Origin of the sequence: Sphingomonas sp., assembly GCF_026460985.1 — a bacterium.
Classification (GTDB): Bacteria; Pseudomonadota; Alphaproteobacteria; order Sphingomonadales; family Sphingomonadaceae; genus Sphingomonas.
Genome location: NZ_JAPKNM010000100.1, coordinates 30,875 through 49,612, shown reverse-complemented (window position 1 = coordinate 49,612; position 18,738 = coordinate 30,875). Strand labels below are relative to the sequence as shown.

Annotated in this window: 21 protein-coding genes; 10 read left to right on the top strand and 11 right to left on the bottom strand. The window is 67.6% G+C overall.

Annotation, left to right across the window (positions count from 1 at the left end; translation table 11 throughout):
- From MT490_RS16685 to MT490_RS16665, 5 genes are all read left to right on the top strand, one after another.
- Window positions 1–676, top strand: a 676-nt coding sequence (locus tag MT490_RS16685; protein ID WP_297390281.1) for a DNA polymerase III subunit delta', incomplete at its 5' end; no start/stop codon positions are given.
- 31 nt (window positions 677–707) lie between these two features.
- Window positions 708–1,133 (top strand): MerR family DNA-binding transcriptional regulator, encoded by a 426-nt coding sequence (locus tag MT490_RS16680; protein WP_297390278.1) that lies wholly within the window; start codon window positions 708–710, stop codon window positions 1,131–1,133.
- Between the two features lie 10 nt (window positions 1,134–1,143).
- The gene (locus tag MT490_RS16675; protein WP_297390276.1) at window positions 1,144–2,946 is read left to right on the top strand and encodes an acyl-CoA dehydrogenase C-terminal domain-containing protein; all 1,803 of its coding nucleotides are present in this window, start codon (window positions 1,144–1,146) and stop codon (window positions 2,944–2,946) included.
- Between the two features lie 41 nt (window positions 2,947–2,987).
- The gene (locus MT490_RS16670; protein WP_297390273.1) at window positions 2,988–3,464 is read left to right on the top strand and encodes a PH domain-containing protein; all 477 of its coding nucleotides are present in this window, start codon (window positions 2,988–2,990) and stop codon (window positions 3,462–3,464) included.
- Complete coding sequence (locus tag MT490_RS16665; protein WP_297390271.1) at window positions 3,461–4,882, top strand: PH domain-containing protein; 1,422 nt, start codon at window positions 3,461–3,463, stop codon at window positions 4,880–4,882. Before MT490_RS16670 ends, MT490_RS16665 begins: the two co-directional genes overlap by 4 nt.
- Window positions 4,883–5,029: 147 nt before the next feature.
- Here the strand turns inward: MT490_RS16665 and MT490_RS16660 are convergent, their stop codons facing one another.
- From MT490_RS16660 to MT490_RS16645, 4 genes are all read right to left on the bottom strand, one after another.
- Window positions 5,030–6,448: a cell wall hydrolase gene (locus MT490_RS16660; protein WP_297390268.1), complete on the bottom strand. Its 1,419-nt coding sequence runs from the start codon at window positions 6,446–6,448 to the stop codon at window positions 5,030–5,032.
- Between the two features lie 185 nt (window positions 6,449–6,633).
- Complete coding sequence (gene cysK / locus MT490_RS16655) at window positions 6,634–7,554, bottom strand: cysteine synthase A (protein WP_297390266.1); 921 nt, start codon at window positions 7,552–7,554, stop codon at window positions 6,634–6,636.
- Window positions 7,551–8,873, bottom strand: coding sequence for an MFS transporter (locus tag MT490_RS16650; protein ID WP_297390262.1), 1,323 nt, complete (start codon window positions 8,871–8,873; stop codon window positions 7,551–7,553). The genes cysK and MT490_RS16650 overlap by 4 nt, the downstream gene beginning before the upstream one ends.
- A 69-nt stretch (window positions 8,874–8,942) precedes the next feature.
- On the bottom strand, window positions 8,943–9,452 hold the full coding sequence (locus tag MT490_RS16645; RefSeq protein ID WP_297390260.1) for a hypothetical protein: 510 nt from the start codon (window positions 9,450–9,452) through the stop codon (window positions 8,943–8,945).
- 174 nt (window positions 9,453–9,626) lie between these two features.
- Between MT490_RS16645 and MT490_RS16640 the strand changes: the two genes are divergently transcribed.
- On the top strand, window positions 9,627–9,974 hold the full coding sequence (locus MT490_RS16640) for a hypothetical protein (RefSeq protein WP_297390257.1): 348 nt from the start codon (window positions 9,627–9,629) through the stop codon (window positions 9,972–9,974).
- Between the two features lie 44 nt (window positions 9,975–10,018).
- On the opposite strand, the gene MT490_RS16635 is transcribed toward MT490_RS16640, so the two are convergent.
- Window positions 10,019–10,543, bottom strand: a complete 525-nt coding sequence (locus MT490_RS16635; protein WP_297390254.1) for a glycine zipper 2TM domain-containing protein — start codon at window positions 10,541–10,543, stop codon at window positions 10,019–10,021.
- Window positions 10,544–10,696: 153 nt separating this feature from the next.
- Between MT490_RS16635 and MT490_RS16630 the strand changes: the two genes are divergently transcribed.
- The gene (locus tag MT490_RS16630; protein ID WP_297390251.1) at window positions 10,697–11,617 is read left to right on the top strand and encodes an L-lactate dehydrogenase; all 921 of its coding nucleotides are present in this window, start codon (window positions 10,697–10,699) and stop codon (window positions 11,615–11,617) included.
- Window positions 11,618–11,659: 42 nt separating this feature from the next.
- Here the strand turns inward: MT490_RS16630 and MT490_RS16625 are convergent, their stop codons facing one another.
- The 4 genes from MT490_RS16625 to MT490_RS16610 all read right to left on the bottom strand — a co-directional run bounded on the left by MT490_RS16625 (window position 11,660) and on the right by MT490_RS16610 (window position 13,198).
- Window positions 11,660–12,124 (bottom strand): hypothetical protein, encoded by a 465-nt coding sequence (locus MT490_RS16625; RefSeq protein ID WP_297390248.1) that lies wholly within the window; start codon window positions 12,122–12,124, stop codon window positions 11,660–11,662.
- Window positions 12,125–12,201: 77 nt separating this feature from the next.
- Window positions 12,202–12,591, bottom strand: coding sequence for an STAS/SEC14 domain-containing protein (locus MT490_RS16620; RefSeq protein WP_297390245.1), 390 nt, complete (start codon window positions 12,589–12,591; stop codon window positions 12,202–12,204).
- 56 nt (window positions 12,592–12,647) lie between these two features.
- On the bottom strand, window positions 12,648–12,947 hold the full coding sequence (locus MT490_RS16615; protein ID WP_297390242.1) for a CcdB family protein: 300 nt from the start codon (window positions 12,945–12,947) through the stop codon (window positions 12,648–12,650).
- Window positions 12,948–12,952: 5 nt separating this feature from the next.
- A complete protein-coding gene (locus MT490_RS16610; RefSeq protein ID WP_297390240.1) occupies window positions 12,953–13,198 on the bottom strand; it encodes a type II toxin-antitoxin system CcdA family antitoxin in 246 nt (81 codons plus the stop codon).
- A gap of 160 nt (window positions 13,199–13,358) precedes the next feature.
- On the opposite strand from MT490_RS16610, the gene MT490_RS16605 reads away from it, so the two are divergent.
- On the top strand, window positions 13,359–14,111 hold the full coding sequence (locus MT490_RS16605) for a hypothetical protein (protein ID WP_297390238.1): 753 nt from the start codon (window positions 13,359–13,361) through the stop codon (window positions 14,109–14,111).
- Window positions 14,112–14,129: 18 nt separating this feature from the next.
- Here the strand turns inward: MT490_RS16605 and MT490_RS16600 are convergent, their stop codons facing one another.
- A complete protein-coding gene (locus MT490_RS16600; protein WP_297390234.1) occupies window positions 14,130–16,466 on the bottom strand; it encodes a UvrD-helicase domain-containing protein in 2,337 nt (778 codons plus the stop codon).
- Window positions 16,467–16,538: 72 nt separating this feature from the next.
- Here MT490_RS16600 and MT490_RS16595 point away from each other — a divergent pair, with 72 nt between their 5' ends.
- Both MT490_RS16595 and MT490_RS16590 read left to right on the top strand, forming a co-directional pair.
- Complete coding sequence (locus MT490_RS16595) at window positions 16,539–16,721, top strand: hypothetical protein (RefSeq protein WP_297390232.1); 183 nt, start codon at window positions 16,539–16,541, stop codon at window positions 16,719–16,721.
- Window positions 16,722–16,784: 63 nt separating this feature from the next.
- The gene (locus tag MT490_RS16590) at window positions 16,785–18,425 is read left to right on the top strand and encodes an inorganic phosphate transporter (protein ID WP_297390229.1); all 1,641 of its coding nucleotides are present in this window, start codon (window positions 16,785–16,787) and stop codon (window positions 18,423–18,425) included.
- Between the two features lie 58 nt (window positions 18,426–18,483).
- Here the strand turns inward: MT490_RS16590 and MT490_RS16585 are convergent, their stop codons facing one another.
- Window positions 18,484–18,669, bottom strand: a complete 186-nt coding sequence (locus tag MT490_RS16585) for a hypothetical protein (RefSeq protein ID WP_297390226.1) — start codon at window positions 18,667–18,669, stop codon at window positions 18,484–18,486.
- Window positions 18,670–18,738 lie beyond the last annotated feature (69 nt).

Sequence of the window (18,738 nt, the reverse complement as noted above, 5' to 3'; positions counted from 1 at the left end):
CATCGCGCAGGTGCGCAGCCTGCAGCCGCTGTTCGCGACCAAGCCGTCGCTGAGCGAGCGCCGCGTCGTGGTGATCGATTCGATCGACGATCTCGAACGCGGTGGCGCCAACGCGCTGCTCAAGAATCTCGAGGAGCCGCCGGCGGGGACGATCTTCCTGCTGGTCAGCCACGCGCCGGGGCAATTGCTGCCGACGATCCGCTCACGCTGCCGGTTGCTGCGGTTCGAGCCGCTGGGCGACGAACAGGTGGCGCAGCTGTTGCGGGTCGAACTTCTCGATCTTCCCGCGAGTGAGATCGAAGCGCTGGTCCGGGCGGGGGAGGGGTCGATCGGGCGGGCGCTGGGCTTTGCGGGGCTCGATATCGCCGCGCTGGAGAGCGACATGGCGGTGCTCGCCGATACCGGGGATCCCTCCAACGCGATCCGGTCGCGGCTGGCCAAGCTGCTCGGCGCCAAGGCCGCGCAGCCGCGCTACGAGGCGTTTCTCGACCGCTCGCCGAGCTTCATCGCCGAGCGCGCGCGGACGCGATCAGGCGAGGGGCTGCGCACCGCGCTCGACGCCTATGCCGCGGCGCGCGAACTGGCCGGGGCCGCGACCGGGCTGTCGCTCGACGCCGGTGCCACCGTGTTCGAGATGTCGGGGCTGATCGCCCGCCTGTCGACGCGCACTACTTGACGTTCACGTAAAGGTAAGGTAACAGAAGGGTATGCCCGCTGCTGCCTTTCCGATCGAGGCCCTGGCGCCTATCGAGCCGCGTCCCGAGCAGGATGCCTTCTCCATTTCCGACCTGTGCGCGGAATTTGCCGTCACGCCGCGCGCGTTGCGCTTCTACGAGGACGAAGGGCTGATCGCGCCCGAGCGGCGCGGCACGCAGCGCATCTATTCGCACGCCGATCGCGCCCGGCTCGCCTGGATCCTGCGCGGCAAGCGCGTCGGCTTCAGCCTCGCCGAGATCAAGGAGATGATCGATCTCTACGATGTCGGCGAGGGCCGCCGCGTGCAGAAGCAAGTGACGCTCGAACGCTGCCGCGACCGCATCGAGCTGCTCGAAAACCAGAAGCGCGACATCGACGCGCATATCGCCGAGCTCCAGCAATTCGTCGAGCTGCTCCAAAGCAGCGACAGCCACTGAGGAACCTGAAATGCCGCAATATACGCCGCCGGTGCGCGACACGCGCTTCATCCTGGATTCGGTGATCGGGCTCGATCGCTACGCCAACCTGCCGGGCTTCCAGAACGCGACTCCCGACGTGGTCGAGGCCGTGCTCGACCAGGGTGGCCAGTTCGTCGCCGACGTGCTGTTCCCGCTCAACCATTCGGGCGATCAGGAGGGCTGCACGCGCCATGACGACGGCAGCGTGACCACGCCAGACGGCTTCAAGGAAGCGTACAAGGCGTTCGTCGAGAGCGGCTGGGGCACGCTGAGCGCCCCTGCCGAGTTCGGCGGGCAGGAGATGCCGCACGTCGTCTCGACCGCGTTCCAGGAATATATGATCTCCGCCAACATGGCCTTCGCCATGTATCCCGGCCTCACCCATGGCGCGATCGCGGCGTTGCTGGTCAAGGGCTCGGAGGAGCAGAAGGCCAAGTACGTGCCCAGGATGGTGTCGGGCGAGTGGGGCGGCACGATGAACCTCACCGAGCCGCACAGCGGCACCGACCTGGGCCTGATCCGCACCCGCGCCGAGCCCAATGCCGACGGAAGCTGGTCGATCACCGGCACCAAGATCTTCATCTCGTCGGGCGAGCACGACCTGACGAGCAACATCATCCACTTGGTCCTCGCCAAGACCCCCGGCGCGCCGGAGAGCAGCAAGGGAATCTCGCTGTTCGTGGTGCCCAAGTTCATGGTGGGCGACGACGGTTCGCTGGGCGAGCGCAACGCGGTCAGCTGCGGCTCGATCGAGCACAAGATGGGCATCCACGCCAACTCGACCTGCGTGATGAACTATGACGGCGCCAAGGGCTGGCTGGTCGGCGAGGAGATGAAGGGCCTCGCCGCGATGTTCATCATGATGAACGCTGCGCGCCTCGGCGTCGGGCTCCAGGGCCTCGGCGTGGGCGAGACCGCCTATCAGAACGCGGTCCAGTACGCGCACGATCGACGCCAGGGCCGCGCGCTGACCGGGCCTGCGGAGCCCGGCGAGAAGGCCGACACGCTCTTCGTCCATCCCGACGTGCGCCGCATGCTGATGGAGGCCAAGGCGCAGACCGAGGGCTTGCGCGCGCTCTGCCTGTGGGGCGCGCTCCAGGTCGATCTCGAGCATGCCGCGGCAACCGAGGAAGAGCGCCAGCTCGCAGCCGATCTGATCGGGCTGCTTACCCCGGTGATCAAGGGCGTCGGCACCGATATCGGCTACAAGGTCGCGACCGACAGCCAGCAGGTCTATGGCGGGCACGGCTACATCGCCGAATGGGGCATGGAGCAGTATGTCCGCGATGCGCGCATCTCGATGATCTACGAAGGCACCAACGGCGTGCAGGCGATGGACCTGGTCGGCCGCAAGCTCGCGCAGAATGGCGGCCGCGCGGTGCAGGCCTTCTTCAAGCTGGTGGGCGAGGAAGTGGCCGCTGCCAAGGGCGACGAGAAGCTCAAGGGCTTTGCCGAGGCGCTGGAAAAGGCGCTCGGGCATCTCCAGGGCGCGACGATGTGGCTCGCGGCCAACGGCTTCCAGAACCCCAACCATGTCGGCGCGGGCGCCTATCCCTACATGCAGCTCACCGGCACCGTCGCCCTGGGGCTGATGTGGCTGCGCATGGCCAAGGCGGCCGTGGACGGGCTGGCCGAGGGCGGCGACAACGCCAAGTTCCTCGAGGCCAAATTGGTCACCGCGCGCTTCTATGCCGAGCGCTTCCTGCCCGACGCGGGTGCACTCCGCCGCAAGGTGGAGAGCGGCAGCGACACGGTGATGGCGCTCGATCCGGAGATGTTCCGCGCGGCGTGAACCCGCTTGAGCGGCACGCGGCGACATAGCATGGTCGGGGAATGTCCCTGACCATCGTGCCCCTGCAGCCCATCGAACGCGGCCAGTTGAACGTCATGCACGCGCGAGGCGCGGTGATGGCGTTCGCGCTGATCGTGCCCGCGATCATCGCCGAGGTCGTGTTCGCGGACAGACTGCCCGTGCGCGGGGCGATCGCCGGCGCGGCGCTGCTGATCGGCATCTGGCTGGCGGTCATCGCGCCGCCGCGGCGGTGGCGGCACTGGGGCTATGCGTTCACCGGAAGCGAGCTCCATGTCGCGCACGGCTGGTGGACCCGGGTGCACACGATCGTGCCGGTGGTGCGCGTCCAGCATATCGACGTCGCGCAGGGGCCCTTCGAGCGCGGCTTCGGCGTGGCGCGGCTGATGCTGCACACCGCCGGGACCGACCAGACGGTGGTGGTCCTGCCGGGCATTACGCGCGCCACCGCCGAGGAGATCCGCGACGCCATCCGCACGCGGATCGGCAGCGCGGCGTGAGCGACGGCGAGACGCGCCGGGTCCATCCCGCGACGATCGCGATCGGGCTGCTCAAGTCGGCGCCGTCGACGCTCCTCGGCCTGCCCGTCTTGCTCGCGTTCGGCGGCGAGTTCGGCATCGTCAAGGTCGTGCTGCTGACGCTCGTCGGGATCGCGGCGATGGCGTTCTTCACCTGGTTAGGCTGGTGGCACGCGACCTATCGGCTGACCGACGACGAGTTCGTGATCGAAGGCGGCGTGCTCCACCGCAGCCGCCGTTCGATCCCGCTCGAGCGCGTGCAGGACGTGTCGATCGAGCAGAAGCCCCTGGCGCGCCTGTTCGGGCTGGCGCTGGTGCGGATCGAGACCGGCGGCGGTGACAAGGACGAGGCGACGCTCGACAGCGTGACGCTGAACGAAGCGCATCGGCTCCGGCTGGCGCTGCGCCGCGTGCCGGCGGTGGCGAGCGGCGAGGCGCCGGTCGACGCCGAGGCCGGACGGCGGCTGTTCGCGATGTCGCTCGGGCGGGTGCTGCTCTACGGGCTGTTCAACTTCTCGCTGGTGTGGCTCGCCGCAATCTTCGCGGGGCTTCAGGCGATCGATGACGTCATCGACTTCGACTGGCAGGAGCTCGTCGGGATCGCGGGGCGCGAGGTGCGCAGCCACCTGAACCTGACGACCGCGCTGACGGTGCTGACTTTGGCGCTGGCGCTCGGGGTGGTCGCGGGCCTCGTCCGGACACTGGCCAGGGAATATGGCTTCCGGCTCGACGAGCGGGAGGAGCGGTTCCGGCGCATTCGCGGGCTGCTGACGCGCAGCGAGGTCGTCATCGTCAAAGCGCGCATCCAGCTCGCATTGGTGCGCAGGGGAGCGATCAGCGGGCGCCTGGGCTGGCGGAGCCTCGAGTTCCAGACCCTGGGCGGGAGCGACGACAGCTCGGGGCGGCAGGAGATGGCGCCCTTCGCACGCGACGAGGAGGTCGAGCGCGTGATCGCCGCGGCGGGATTGCCGCGGTTCGAAGCGGACGCGCTGGCGCCCGTGTCGCGCGGGCATGTGCTGCGCGCCGCGCTGCGGCACGGACTGCCGGTGCTGGCGGTCTTCGCGGTCGCCGGAGCGTTCTTGCCGCTGCTCTGCCTGGGGCTCCTGCTGGTGCCCGTGCCCGTCGGGCTAGCGCTGTTGCAGCGGCGCCGGCATCTTTACGGGCTGCGCGAGACCAGCGCGCAAGTGACGCGCGGCGTGCTCTCCCGGCGCGACTGGATCGTGCCCTATCCCGCGATCCAGACGATCTCGGTGCGGCGAAGCTGGCTGCAACGGCGGCTGGGACTGGCCACGGTTGCGATCGACACCGCGGGCGCGAGGGGCTGGCATCGGCCCGACATCGCCGATGTCGCCGCACCGATTGCGGCGGAGCTGGCGCGCGAGCTTGTGGCGCGCGCTTAACATTCAATCCTTCCCCGCCAGGGGGAGGTGTCAGCCGAAGGCTGACGGAGGGGGAGGTAAGCAGCGCACTCTCCAATAGGGCGCAGTGCTTCCGCCCCCTCCGTCACGCTGCGCGTGCCACCTCCCCCTGGCGGGGGAGGATTTGACCTAATTGGTGGGCGTGAGCGTGGGGATCGGGGTCGGCGCGGGGGTCGGCTTGGGGGCTGCCAGCGTGAAGTTCACCGGCGGCCTGATCGTGACCGGCGCGGACTCGGTCCTGCGGCGCACGCCGGTGAGCGGCGCCGGTCCGGCCACTGCCTTGGTATCCGGGGCGGGTGCGGCGACCGGCGCCGAGCCGGGCAGCGCGACGGGGACGATGGGCGGCTGGACGCGCATGCACTGGAGCGGGCTGGGACGCTTGAACTGCTGGCAGTTCCACAGCGCCTTGGCATAACCCTGCGCCTGATCGCGGAGATAGCTGAACGACAATGCCGCGGTCTGGGCCGGCGTGGCGGGGAGCTTGACCGGGGTCTGCTTCGGGTCGGTCCACGCCATGAACTTGCAGTAGAGCCGCTCGCCGCACGTCTTGATCGCGAGCGCCGCGAAGGCGTCGGGGTTCATCTTGCGATCGAGCGTGACGAGGAAATGGTTGGCGTCGAGCCCCGCGCCCGCGGCCTTGGGCACCGCGCTGTCGGGTATCGTCGCGGGGTCGATGATCGAGCCGTCGCCCTGCAGCGCGGCATCGAGCAGGGTGTTCGCATCGCCCTGATGCACCGACGAGAGCCGCGCCATCAGCGGAATGTTGGGCTCGACCCCGGCATAGCCGCGGTTGAACGCGGGCGGGGTGCCCCACCAGCCCGCCCAGCGGAAGAAGAGATGCGTGTCGACCGCGGTGATCTTCTCGAGGCTCGCGCTCCAATAGGGAACGACCCAGTCGGTATGGTAGTGGGTGGCGTGGCCGACGGGGCGGTAGACCGAGCCGGCCAGCGCCATGCGGGCGACGTCGCGCGCGCGCTGCCAGGCCGCCGCGCCGGGCGAATAGCGCAGCATCGCGCCGTCGCAGGTGAAGGTGAACTGGCAGCCGGTGCTGCGCTCCGATCCCTGGAAGACGACGCCGCAGATCGTCTTGGGAAAGGCCGGGTGGCGCATGCGGTTGATCACGACCTGGGCGACCGCGCGCTGGCCTACCGCATCGTCGCCGGCTTCGTAATAGACCGCGGCGGCGAGGCAATCGACCGCGCGCACCTGGCTGTCGGCAGCGCCCGAAAGACGGAAGGCGCGCGCCGCGGGGTTGGGCAGCGTCGAGAAGGGAATGGCGGCGTTGATCTCGCGGGCGTCCTCGGGAGCCACTTGCTGGAGCTTGATCGGCTCGACGGGCGGCAGTTCCTGCTTCGGCACTACGCGCTTGGAGATCACCACCGGCGTGCGATTATACACCACGACGCGCGGGGCGGTGGAGACGATCCACAGGGGAATGCCGATCGCCGCCAGCGCCAGCAAGGCGAGCAGGATGCGGAGATAGAGCGAGGCCGACGGCCGGGACGCCCGCGCAGACGCGAGCGCAGCCTCCTGGGATTGCATGAGCATCGCGCGCTGCCGCTCAGCCCCGTCGCGCGTGGGCGCGCCGGGTCATGGAGATGAGGCGAGGGCGTAGGGTCAAAAAACGGCTCCGGAAGCGGGGTCGCCGCCCATAACGCAGAAGGCGCCATTTTGGAACCATTGCGCCGCCGAAACGCCGCAATGGCCCGTCCAGCCGAGCGTTTCCGGAGCGATCAGCTCTCGGGCAGGAACTCCGGCACGCTCAGGTAACGCTCGCCGGTATCGTAGTTGAAGCCGAGCACGCGCGCACCCTCGGGCAGGTCGGGCAGCTTCTGCTGGATCGCGGCGAGCGTGGCGCCCGACGAGATGCCGACGAGCGTGCCTTCCTCGCGCGCGGCGCGGCGGGCCATCTCCTTGGCGGCGCCGGCATCGACCTTGATCACGCCGTCGATCGCGTCGCCGTGGAAGTTCTTCGGGATGAAGCCGGCGCCGATGCCCTGGATCGGGTGCGGGCCCGGGGTGCCGCCCGAGATGACCGGCGAGAGCTCGGGCTCGACCGCGAAGACCTTGAGGTTCGGCCAGCTCTTCTTGAGCGTCTCGGCGACCCCGGTGATGTGGCCGCCGGTGCCGACGCCGGTGATGATCACGTCGAGCGGGCTGTCTGCGAAATCATTCAGGATTTCCTGTGCAGTGGTACGGACATGGACGTCGACATTCGCAGGGTTTTCGAACTGCTGCGGCATCCAGGCGCCCGGAGTCGATTCGACGATCTCCATCGCGCGCTCGATCGAGCCCTTCATGCCCTTCTCGCGCGGGGTGAGATCGAAGGTGGCGCCATAGGCCAGCATCAGCCGGCGGCGCTCGAGGCTCATGCTCTCGGGCATGACGAGGATGAGCTTGTAGCCCTTGACCGCGGCGACCATCGCGAGGCCGACGCCGGTATTGCCGCTGGTCGGTTCGACGATCGTGCCGCCGGGCTGGAGGTCGCCCGACTTCTCGGCCGCCTCGACCATCGCCAGCGCGATGCGGTCCTTGATCGAGCCGCCCGGATTGGAGCGCTCGGACTTGATCCACACCTCGGCGCCGGGGAACAGCTTCTGCACGCGGATGTGCGGCGTGTTGCCGATCGTCTCGAGGATCGTGTTCGCCTTCATGTCGTCATCTCCTTGGGAGGCACTTCGAGATTGGCCGGAGGATCGAAGGTGCGAGCCCGCCTGAGCTCGGGGAATAGCTTGGCCCATAGCAGGGTGACAAGCACCGCGCCGATCCCGCCGCCGATTACCGCGGCCAGGGGGCCGATCAGCGCGGCGAGGAAGCCCGATTCGGCCTCGCCCAGCTCGTTCGAGCCCGAGATGAACAAAGTCGACACCGCGCCGACCCGGCCGCGCATCTGATCGGGCGTGTAGAGCTGGATCAGCGACTGGCGGACATAGACCGAGACCATGTCGGCCGCGCCGAGCACGAAGAGCGCCGCGAGCGAGAGCAAAACGGCGGGCGCGAAGTCGTGGCCGATCGCCGAGGGGCCGAGCAGCCGTACCAGGACCGGCGCGGCGGCGCCGAACACCACGGTGGCGAGGCCGAAGACCGCCACGGCGACCAGCATCTTCTTGCCGACCTCGGTCTTGAGCGGGCGCCACGAGAAGAACAGGCCGATCATCACCGCCCCGAGCGCGGGCGCGGCGCGGAGATGGCCGAGGCCCTCCGAGCCGACCTGGAGGATGTCGCGCGCATAGACCGGGAGCATCGCGGTGGCGCCGCCGAGCAGGACGGCGAACAGGTCGAGCGAGATCGCCCCGAGCACGAGGCGGTTGCGGCGGACATAATGGAGGCCGTCGATCATCTGCGCCCAGGGGCTGCCGGTGAACTTGACGCTTGTGCGCGGCACCGGGGAGATGAGCAGCATCATGACGAGCGCGAGCGAGAACAGTCCCGCCGCGACGAAGTATGGCACCGAGGGGCCCGCGGCATAGAGATAGCCGCCCATCGCCGGGCCGATCACGGTGCCGATCTGCCACGAGGTCGAGCTGAGCGCGATCGCGGTGGGCAGGCTCTCCTTGGGCACGAGGTTGGGTGCGAGCGCGCCGAGCGCGGGGCTGGCGAAGGCGCGCGCCACGCCGAGCAGGGCCGCGATGCCGAACAAGGCGGGGAGGGTGATCGTATCGGTCCAGGTCAGCCAACCGAGGACCAGCCCGCACAACGCCTCGAGCCCCAATGCTGCGCGCGCGATCCAGCGGCGGTCGATCCGGTCGGCGAGCCAGCCGGCGAAGAGCGAGAGCGCGAGCAGCGGCAAGAACTGGGCGACGCCGATCAGCCCGAGCTGGAACGCCGCCTCCTTGATCGTCATGGTCTCACGGGCGATGTCGTAGACCTGCCAGCCGATCACGATCACCATCGCCATCTGGCCGAGCGTCGCCGCGAAGCGGGCCACCCAGTAAGCGCGGAAATTGGCGATGGCGAAAGGGTGGATCGGCATGCCGCGCTCTTGGCGCGTCGGCGGCGGCATCGCAACGGGCGAATGCCGGCGAGAGGAGAATGTCGACGCTCAGGCGCGCGCCGGCAGCGTCACTCCGTCGAACAGGACCCCGCGGATCTCCCAGGCCTCGGCGGCATAGCTTTCGCGAGTCGGGCCACTGCGCCCCCCGCTCGATTGCACCGGGAGCAGCGGAACGATCTCGATCGCCTCGGCCTCGATCCGTGCGCGGACCCGCAGCAGCAGCCGGGAAAGCGCGCGGCGATAGGCCTCCCACTGATCCGCGGGATGCGGCCCCTGCCAGCGGGCGACATGCTCGCGAAATTCGGCGGTCAACCGCGCGGTCTCGACGCTCGCCAGCGCCGCAGCCTCCTGGGCATGGGCGCGGCGGTCAGTCATCATCGGACCGTAGACGGTCGATTCCATCTGCGCGAAATGGAGCAGCAGGTCGCGCGTGAAGGCCCAGCGCTTGTCGGCCATGCTGACGCCGTGCGGCGGCGGCGGCCCCGCGGCGAAACGCTCGGCCGCGTCCACATTGGCGAGGATGCGGCAATGTTGGGCAAGCAAACGATCGACGGACATCAGGGGGCTACTCCTCGGTCCCCTTTGCCCCGGATGTAGCTGATCGCGCGTAAATCCGCGGCTCCGGGGAAGGACGTAATGGTGTTGGTACGGAAGTGGGCGCCGCGCCTCCTTCCGCCTCCGCGGCCTGGCTTGGTCTTGCTGCGTTGCGGCATAGGTCATATATTGGACAGCATGGCTCCCAGCGAACCCGAGACCCCATCCGCGCCCTCCGCCGCCCTGCCGGTGTTGTTCGAAGCGATCGTCAGCAACCGCTGCATCACCGCGACCTATAATGGCGGGCGCGTCGTGCTCGCGCCGCACGTCGCCTTCGCGCGGCATGGCGATGCCTATATCGGCGCCGTCACCATCGAGCGCGATGGCCAGCCGCCGCGCGAGGAGAAGGTCGGGCTGTTCAAGCTGGACGGGCTCGGCGAGCTCGCCATGCTCGAACGGACCTTCACGCCCAGCCCGGTGTTCGATCCCAAGGACGAGCGGTTCGCGGCGGCAACGCTGATCGCCGTGGAAACCCCCGCCGGCTGAGAGCGCCGCTCAGGTCCTGACCCGGCGACGCTCCCTTCGCGGTCTCAGCGGCAGCGGACCTGCTGCTGGCTGCGCTCGATCGATGCACCCGCGGCGCCACCGGCGATCGCGCCGAGCAGGGTACCCACGGTGCTCGAGCGGCGGCCGGCGATGACATTGCCGAACAGCCCGCCTGCCGCGGCACCGACGATCAGGCCGGTGGTGCCGTCGCTGCGCTTGCAATAATAGCGGCCGTCCTCACCGCGATAGACGCGCTCGTCGTCGCGGAGCACGCGCTCCTGATAATTGCCCGAGCGATAGTAGCGCGACGCATCGTAATCGGCGTCATCGTCATAGCGGGGATCGGGCCGATCGTCATAAGATGAGCGCGACGCGCGATAGCGGCGATAGCGCTCGACCGCCGCCTGGAACTGCTCATACTCGTTGTCGAAGCGGCGCTGGGCGGCGTCGAAGCGCGCTTCCTCGTCCTGATAGGAGCCGCTGCTGTAGCGCGTGCTGGTCTGCGCCGCGGCAGGGCTCGCGGCGACGAGCGCCATGGCGAGGGCCGCGAGGCCGGTGATGGTCTTCATGAAATGCTCTCCTCCTTGGATACCTTCAAGATCGGTACCCGAGAACGTTCCGGCAATGCCGGTGAAGCGCGGCTGAACGACCCTTCGGCGTGCGATCGGCGGCGACGCGGCGCCGTGCTACAAGGCGGCTCGCGTACATAGGGAGTTCCAGCCATGGATCCGCATCGCATCGCCGTCATCGGGGCAGGCCATGTCGGCGCCACCGCCGCTTATGCGCTGATGCTGCGCGCACTGTTCCGCGAGATCGTGCTGATCGATCGCGACGAGGAGCGGACGCGCGCCGAGGCGGCCGACCTGGAGGACGCCAATGCGCTGGCGCGGCCCGCACGGATCTGGGCGGGGGACTATGCCGATGCCGCGCGCGCGGGCATCGCGGTGATCACCGCCGGCGCGGCGACGCATGGCGACGAGACGCGGCTCTCGGTCACCGGGCGGAGCGCCGCGATCGTGGGGAGCTGCGTCGACGCGCTGATGGCGGCGGGGTTCGGCGGGATCATCGTCGTGGCGTCGAACCCGGTCGATCTGATGGCGCATGTCGCGCTGCGCCGCTCGGGATTGCCGAGCGCACGGGTGATCGGCACCGGGACGTTGCTCGATTCGAGCCGGCTGCGACAGGCACTGGCGGCCCGGCTCGCAGTGGCGCCGGGGGCGATCCACGCGCAGGTGCTGGGCGAGCATGGCGACAGCGAGATGGTGGCCTTTTCGGGAGTGCGGATCGGCGGCATGCGGCTCGAGGACTATGCGCAGGCCGCGATCGACCGCGAGGCAGTGACGCGCGACGTGCGCGAGGCCGCGTATCGGATCGTCTCGGGCAAGGGATATACCTCGTTCGGCGTGGCGACGGCGATCGTGCGGATCTGCGAGGCACTGGTCCGCGACGAGCATGCCGTGCTGCCGGTATCGACCCTTCTCACCGGCGAGTTCGGGATTGAGGGCATCTATCTCAGCCTGCCCTGCGTGCTCCGCGCGGGCGGGATCGAGCGCGTGCTGGTGCCCGAGCTGGACGCAGGCGAAGTGGCGGGGCTGCGGGCTTCGGCCGAAGTGTTGCGCGAGGCGGGGCGGGGCCTGGGATGAGTCTTGCGCGGCGGCAAGTGGAGACGACGAGCGCGCTCTCGATCAGCCGGAGCAATTCAGGCGCAGGAAATCCATGGCCTGCGCAAAGTCTTCCGCGAGCCGAGCGTCCGGGAATTCGAGGATCGTGCGGACGCCGTCGGGCTTCTTCGACACGAGCTCGAGCCTGAACGCGTCCTCGCGGCGGACCTCGGCGATGCTTCCCCAGGCGACGCGCCAGCTGCGTTCCGATCTGGCGTTGGCGTTGATCTTTTCGGTGGGCGTCGCGAATTCGGTTTCGCAGCGGCGGACGGTCTTGCTGGCGCCGACGGTACGGACGAGCAGCGAGGTCTTCTTCATGTCGTCGCGCGCGTGGGTGACGGTGATCCCGTCGTGCGGCTGGGCGAAGAACGCGTCGAAATCGCGCTGGAGGCTCTCGACGGTGGGTAGCGCCTGAACCGGCTGGGTCTGCGCGACGGCGGGCGCCGCCGCAGAAAGCGCGGCAAGGATGAGAGGCGTGGCGCGGATCATATTGTGCTCCCCCGAGATTTGCCGGCTATTAGCATGGCGCGCCGGGCTTGCCAGCGGCTGAACGGCGCGGGCGCGGTTCAGCCGGCGCGGGGCTCGTCGGTGTGGCGCAGCACCCATTCGCGGGCGTGCGCGGCTTCGTGGCGCTCATAGACCTCATAGTGCACGCCGGGGATCACCGCGCCCTCGATCCTGGAGGCGACCCGCACCCAGTGCGCGTCGGCGACGATCGCGACGCGCTCGATCTGGCGGATCATGCGGAAGACGAGGGGGAGATGCTTGAGCTCCTCGGTAATCGCCGAGAGCGCGATCGAGGGCGAGCCGCGGACATCGGCGAGGATGTCGAGCTGCGGCATGTCGTCGAGGATCGCGGCGAGGCGGGTGAGGGCTGGGGCGACGTCGGCGGCGGTGAAACGGCCCTCGGCGACGATTTCGACGGCGCGGGGGGAGAGGGGGGTGATGGTGAGCATGGCAGGCTCCGGCCGGTTCGATCTCAGAACGCGCTCGGGTGCACGGATGTTGCCATTCAGATGCCGCTGATCAGCAAGTCCAACGCATTGGTGATCGCATAGCGTTCATCTGCCAGCGAAGTGATGCGTTCACCGAGCTCGTTCGTGCGGACCGCGGCAGCGAACTGGGTGAGCATCACGACTTCCTCACCTGCCACGGTGAACACCGGGTTGAGCCGATCTGCGGGCTTGGGCGCCATTATGCGCGGAAGCAGCGGAACAACGAAACGGGTGTTGAGAGTGGATAACAGGTCGGCCTGGCAGTCGAGCAACAGGCCTGGAGCACCGCGGCGGGCATGGACGTCGAACTGCGCCACCAGGCCTAGAAGAGCCGTGCGCCAGCGAGCGGCAAGCCGTGCCGCTCGACATGTGTGTTAGAGGCCGCGAGGGCTTCTGCATTATCGGTTTGCCAACGCGGCGTGGCTTCGCGCGCGATGGCTTGGCTAAGGCCTTGCTCGCAGGCTTGTGAGAGGTCGATGCCGAGGCGCTCTGCTTCATCGACGAGTGCGCGGTCGAGCGCCAACTCGATGGGCTCGCGGTTTCGGCGCTGCGGAATGATCGCATTCATAGCACGCCTTCCTTATCGAATTGCAAGACTGGGCGGAATGGAGAAACGACGCATCGGCCGATCGGCTTAATGCCGCTCGTCGATGTGGATGTAGGGAGTGATCTCAATGTTCTCGCGGCTTCGGTACGCTCGAGGAGCGCGGCCTGATGGAGCCACACCCATGACCACGCGACCCGCTCGTGATAGTCAGGCGCCCATGGACGCAGATATCGTCGAACAAAACTTGGCCATCTGGAAGGAATCGCTCTTTTCGAGCATTCCGGTTGGCGGCCTACTGGCACGCAATCCGGTCGCCCATAAATGGAAAGCCACATTCAGGAGCATGATGCTTCGTGAGGCGGTCTGTTGGCGGGCGCAAGATCTGCTGGCTCAGTCCTTTGCGTTGCATGAACAAGGGTATGGACTTGGCACGCGTATCCTGATTCGCAGCGCGTTCGAGACGCTGGCCACGCTTGTCTACCTGAACCAACTCATGCAGCAGGTCCTAGACGGCAGGTTGAACTTCCATCTCTTCGGCGACAAAACGACGAAATTGCTCCTTGGCTCGCGAAACGGCGATCGGGAGGGCCCAAGATCCATAAACATTCTCACCGTACTAGAGAAGTGCGACAAGCGATATCCCGGCATGATGGAAGTGTACGCAGATCTTTCTGAGAGTGCTCACCCGAGCTATGCTGGCCTTTGCATGGGCTATTCAAAGGTGAACTACGACGAGTACGAGACGACTTTTTCGAACCGATGGATGGAGCTTTATTCAGACCGGAATCTCGCGGCAATCGACATGTGCATGATGACTTTTCACCACGAGTATAACGAAGTGTGGATCCCACTTTTCGAGGCTTTGGAAAAGTGGATCGAAACAAATGATGCCCAACTAGAAGCTACCAAGGACGAATTTCCGCAAGATCAATGAACTAACTCCTCTGCGATCTTACGAAAAGAAGTGGCCATCGTCATTCTTTCCCACACTCACAAAACTATCCATAACCCGCTTGCGCCCCGCCACCTCGAAGTCGATCTCGAGCTTGTTCCCCTCGATCTCGGCGATGACCCCGTAGCCGAACTTCTGGTGGAAGACACGCAGCCCCACCGACAAATCCCCGCGCGGCTTGGCGCCGAAGCTTACCGCGCTTGCGTGGCTCTCGAGCACGCGGGGCGCCTCGCGGGAGAAGGTTCGTGCGGTGAAGCTGCCGCCGGGGTTCTTGGTGTCCACCCCCGCGGCGCGCTGCCAGCCGGGGCCGCGGCCGGTGCCTCGTCCGACATCGGCGAAGGGGTCGGCGCGCTCGGACCAGTTGGCGCGCCACAGGCTCTCGCCGCCCGACATGGTGGTCTCGCTCTCGACATGCGCGTCGGGCAGCTCGGCGATGAAGCGGCTGGGGAGCGAGCTGGTCCATTGGCCGTAGATGCGGCGATTGGCGGCGTGGAGGATCGTCGCCTGGCGCCGGGCGCGGGTGATCGCGACATAAGCGAGGCGGCGTTCCTCTTCGAGGGACGCGAGCCCGCCCTCGTCGAGCGCGCGCTGCGAGGGGAAGATGCCTTCCTCCCAGCCCGCCAGATACACCGTGTCGAACTCGAGGCCCTTGGCGGCGTGGATCGTCATAATCGTGACCTTAGCCTCCTCGGCGCTCGCCTCATTGTCCATCACGAGGGAGACATGCTCGAGGAAGGCGGTGAGGCTTTCGTATTCCTCCATCGCGCGGACGAGTTCCGACAAGTTCTCCAGGCGGCCGGCGGCCTCGGCGGTGCGATCGGCCTGCCACATCGCGGTGTAGCCGCTCTCGTCGAGGATGATGCGGGCGAGCTCGGGATGGGGGAGGGTGTCGCCCATGCTCCGCCAGCGGGCGATGTCGCCGATGAGGTTGCCGAGGCTGCGGCGGGCCTGGGGGGTGAGCTCGTCGGTGTCGAGGATACGCGCCCCGGCGGTGGTGAGCGGCAGGCCCTGCGCGCGGGCGAACTGGTGGACCTTGGCGAGGGCCTTGTCGCCGAGGCCGCGCTTGGGGACGTTGACGATGCGCTCGAAGGCCAAGTCGTCGGCGGGCTGGGCAACGATCCGGAGATAGGCGAGCGCGTCGCGGATCTCCTGGCGCTCGTAGAAGCGGAAGCCGCCGATGATGCGATAGGGCAGGCCGATCGCGATGAAGCGGTCTTCGAACTCGCGGGTCTGGTGCTGCGCGCGGACGAGGATCGCCATGGCGTCGAGGCTCATGCCGCCACGCTGGAGCCCCTCGATCTCCTCGCCGACGCGGCGCGCTTCCTCGGGGCCGTCCCAGATGCCGAGCACCTTGACCTTCTCGCCCTGGTCCTTCTCGGTCCACAGCGTCTTGCCGAGGCGGCCGCCATTATTGGCGATCACGCCCGAGGCGGCGGCGAGGATGTGCGGGGTGGAACGGTAATTCTGCTCGAGGCGGATCACCTTGGCGCCGGGGAAATCCTTCTCGAACTTGAGGATGTTCTCGACCTGCGCGCCGCGCCACGAATAGATCGACTGGTCGTCGTCGCCGACGCAGCAGATGTTCTTGCGCTCCTGCGCGAGCAGGCGGAGCCAGAGATACTGGACGCTGTTCGTATCCTGATACTCGTCGACAAGGATGTAGCGGAAGCGGTTCTGATAGCTCGCCAACACGTCGCGGTTGGTCTTGAGGATCACCAGCATGTGAAGGAGCAGGTCGCCGAAATCGCAGGCGTTGAGCGTGCGGAGGCGATCCTGGTACGCGGCGTAGAGCGCCTGACCCTTGCCGTTGGCGAAACCCTCGGACTTGCCGGCGTCGATGTCGGTGGGGGTGAGGCCCTTGTTCTTCCACTGGTCGATGAGGCCGGCGAGCTGGCGCGCGGGCCATCTTTTCTCGTCGAGATCGGCGGCGGCGATGAGCTGCTTGAGCAGGCGGAGTTGGTCGTCGGTATCGAGGATGGTGAAGTTGGACTGGAGCCCGACCAGCTCGGCATGGCGGCGGAGCATCTTCGCGCCGATCGCGTGGAAGGTGCCGAGCCACGGCATCCCTTCCACCGCCTCGCCGACGAGCCGGCCGACGCGCTCGCGCATCTCGCGGGCAGCCTTGTTGGTGAAGGTGACGGCGAGGAGCTCGGAAGGGTAGGCCTTCCGGGTCCAGAGGAGGTGTGCGAGGCGCGCGGTGAGCGCGGCGGTCTTGCCGGTGCCGGCGCCGGCGAGGACGAGAACGGGACCCTCGGTGGTGAGCACGGCCTCGCGCTGGGGTTCGTTCAGGCCCTGCAGATAGGGGGCGTCGTCAGGGGAAGGCGCGGGGAGAGTCATTGGCGAACAGGTAGGGAACGCGGGGCGCTGGAGCAAGTTGCTTCAGGCATGCTGCGCGGCTAGGGCGGGCTTATGTGGCGCAATCGCAAACTCAGGCTCGGGATCGTGCTGGCGATCGCAATCGTCGCGGCATTCGTGGCGTGGCGAACCAGCCAGACCACGCCGCGCAAGCCGCCGTGCGAGCCGGGACGGCACGAGGAGAAGGACGCGAGCGGCAAGGTGATCAAGGTCACCCGGACAACCTGCTTCGAATAGCGATCCACAGCTTCGTGCGGGTGGTGTCATCACTTTGTCACGAAGCGGGGTCAGGGGCGCGACATGGCCACGCTCGCACTGGACCAGGCACCGACGGCCGAAACGCCGCGGACCTCGCGATTCGACTATAAGCCCCACCCGTTCGCAAAGTTCCTCTTCGCCGCGTTGCTGATCGGCGGGATGGCCTATGCGGGGTGGAGCGTGCTCGCCGACACGCGCGGCGTGGGCGAGGAACTGGCGCTGGGCGTGTTCGCCTTCCTGGCACTGGCGCTGCTGATCGCGCTCGGGTTCGAGTTCGTCAACGGCTTCCACGACACCGCCAACGCCGTCGCGACCGTCATTTACACCAATTCGATGCCCGCCCATTTCGCGGTCGTCTGGTCGGGCTTCTTCAACTTCCTCGGGGTAATGCTGTCGAGCGGGGCGGTGGCCTATTCGATCATCACCTTGCTGCCGGTCGACCTGATCCTCAACGTGGGGAGCGCGTCGGGCTTTGCGATGATCTTCGCACTGCTGCTCGCGGCGGTGCTGTGGAACCTTGCCACCTGGTATGTCGGGTTGCCCAACAGCTCGAGCCATACGCTGATCGGGTCGGTGCTGGGCGTCGGCTTCGCCAACCAGCTGATTCAGGCTGGGTCGCGCGGCGGTGCCGCCGGGGTCGACTGGAGCCAGGCGCAGAAGGTGCTGACCGGACTGTGGATGGCGCCATTGATCGGCTTCTTCGCGGCGCTCTTGCTGCTCCTCGTGATGCGCGCGGTGATCCGCCAGCCCGATCTCTACAAGGCGCCCGAAGGCGACAAGGCCCCGCCGCGTGGGGTGCGCGCGCTGCTGATCTTCACTTGCACCGCGGTCTCGTTCAGCCACGGCTCGAACGACGGCCAGAAGGGCATGGGGCTGATCATGCTGATCCTGATCGGCTGCGCCCCGACCGCCTATGCGCTCAACCGTACGCTGCCGACCAGCGCGACCCCCGCGTTCGTCGAGACGGCGAATGTGGCGACCGCGGCTTTCGATGCGCGTAGCGGCGGCATCGAGATGGCGCCCGACCAGGCGCGCACAACGCTGACCGGCGCGCTCCAGAAGCGCGATGCAACCACGCCCGAGGTGTTCGGCGCGCTGGAGAGCCTGTCGCGCGACCTGAGCGCGCGCGTCGCCGGCTATGGCTCGCTGAGCAAGGTCCCCGCCGAGGCGACGTCGAACGTCCGCAACGACATGTATCTGGTGCTCGACACCACCAAGCTCGCGACCAAGAAGCCCGGCGTCTTCAGCGAGGCCGAGGCCAAGGCGATCAAGGAATTCCAGGCCAAGCTGGAAGCGGGCACGCGCTTCATTCCCCTGTGGGTGAAGGTGGTGGTGGCGATCGCGCTGGGGCTGGGGACGATGATCGGCTGGAAGCGGATCGTGATCACCGTGGGCGAACGGATCGGCAAGCAGCACATGACCTATGGCATGGGCGCCACCGCCGAGCTGGTCGCGGCGGCGACGATCCTGAGCGCCGACCGCTTCGGGCTGCCGGTCTCGACCACGCACATCCTGTCCTCGGGCGTTGCGGGCGCATCGGTCGCCAACGGCCAGGGGCTGCAGGGACGCACGATCGCCCAGCTCGCCGCGGCGTGGCTGCTCACGCTGCCGGCGGCGATGGCGCTGTCGGGCGGGCTCTACTGGCTGATGCTGACCGCCGTGAAGGCCTACGGGTTGAACTGAGTCTACAGTCGGCAACCTCGAGGGCGATTTCGCTCCCCGATAAACACGTCCCGTGAACCTAGGCCTTCTCGCAGACTCGTTCGACCGCATGCGCGGCGATCTCGAGGCTGAGCTTCAGGCCGCCCGCATCGGCATGGAGATCGGCGCGGATATGATCGACCGGGTTGTAGAAATGCACCAGCACGCCCGCGGCCAGCGCGAAGAGCGCCGCGAGGAGCAGCCTGCGTCCCGACGATACACGCATTGCCGACTCCCTTATCCGGTGCTGCGAGGTTGACAGTCGATACACCGGCGAAACTGTCGGGCGGATGAA

Coding starts and splice junctions, on each gene's coding strand:
- MT490_RS16600 (WP_297390234.1), bottom strand. CDS start 16,466: ATGACTCTCCCCGCGCCTTCCCCTGACGACGCCCCCTATCTGCAGGGC.
- MT490_RS16605 (WP_297390238.1), top strand. CDS start 13,359: ATGACCACGCGACCCGCTCGTGATAGTCAGGCGCCCATGGACGCAGAT.
- MT490_RS16640 (WP_297390257.1), top strand. CDS start 9,627: ATGGCTCCCAGCGAACCCGAGACCCCATCCGCGCCCTCCGCCGCCCTG.
- MT490_RS16645 (WP_297390260.1), bottom strand. CDS start 9,452: ATGTCCGTCGATCGTTTGCTTGCCCAACATTGCCGCATCCTCGCCAAT.
- MT490_RS16590 (WP_297390229.1), top strand. CDS start 16,785: ATGGCCACGCTCGCACTGGACCAGGCACCGACGGCCGAAACGCCGCGG.
- MT490_RS16635 (WP_297390254.1), bottom strand. CDS start 10,543: ATGAAGACCATCACCGGCCTCGCGGCCCTCGCCATGGCGCTCGTCGCC.
- MT490_RS16595 (WP_297390232.1), top strand. CDS start 16,539: ATGTGGCGCAATCGCAAACTCAGGCTCGGGATCGTGCTGGCGATCGCA.
- MT490_RS16585 (WP_297390226.1), bottom strand. CDS start 18,669: ATGCGTGTATCGTCGGGACGCAGGCTGCTCCTCGCGGCGCTCTTCGCG.
- MT490_RS16630 (WP_297390251.1), top strand. CDS start 10,697: ATGGATCCGCATCGCATCGCCGTCATCGGGGCAGGCCATGTCGGCGCC.
- MT490_RS16675 (WP_297390276.1), top strand. CDS start 1,144: ATGCCGCAATATACGCCGCCGGTGCGCGACACGCGCTTCATCCTGGAT.
- MT490_RS16620 (WP_297390245.1), bottom strand. CDS start 12,591: ATGCTCACCATCACCCCCCTCTCCCCCCGCGCCGTCGAAATCGTCGCC.
- MT490_RS16660 (WP_297390268.1), bottom strand. CDS start 6,448: ATGCTCATGCAATCCCAGGAGGCTGCGCTCGCGTCTGCGCGGGCGTCC.
- MT490_RS16610 (WP_297390240.1), bottom strand. CDS start 13,198: ATGAATGCGATCATTCCGCAGCGCCGAAACCGCGAGCCCATCGAGTTG.
- MT490_RS16680 (WP_297390278.1), top strand. CDS start 708: ATGCCCGCTGCTGCCTTTCCGATCGAGGCCCTGGCGCCTATCGAGCCG.
- MT490_RS16625 (WP_297390248.1), bottom strand. CDS start 12,124: ATGATCCGCGCCACGCCTCTCATCCTTGCCGCGCTTTCTGCGGCGGCG.
- MT490_RS16650 (WP_297390262.1), bottom strand. CDS start 8,873: ATGCCGATCCACCCTTTCGCCATCGCCAATTTCCGCGCTTACTGGGTG.
- cysK (WP_297390266.1), bottom strand. CDS start 7,554: ATGAAGGCGAACACGATCCTCGAGACGATCGGCAACACGCCGCACATC.
- MT490_RS16670 (WP_297390273.1), top strand. CDS start 2,988: ATGTCCCTGACCATCGTGCCCCTGCAGCCCATCGAACGCGGCCAGTTG.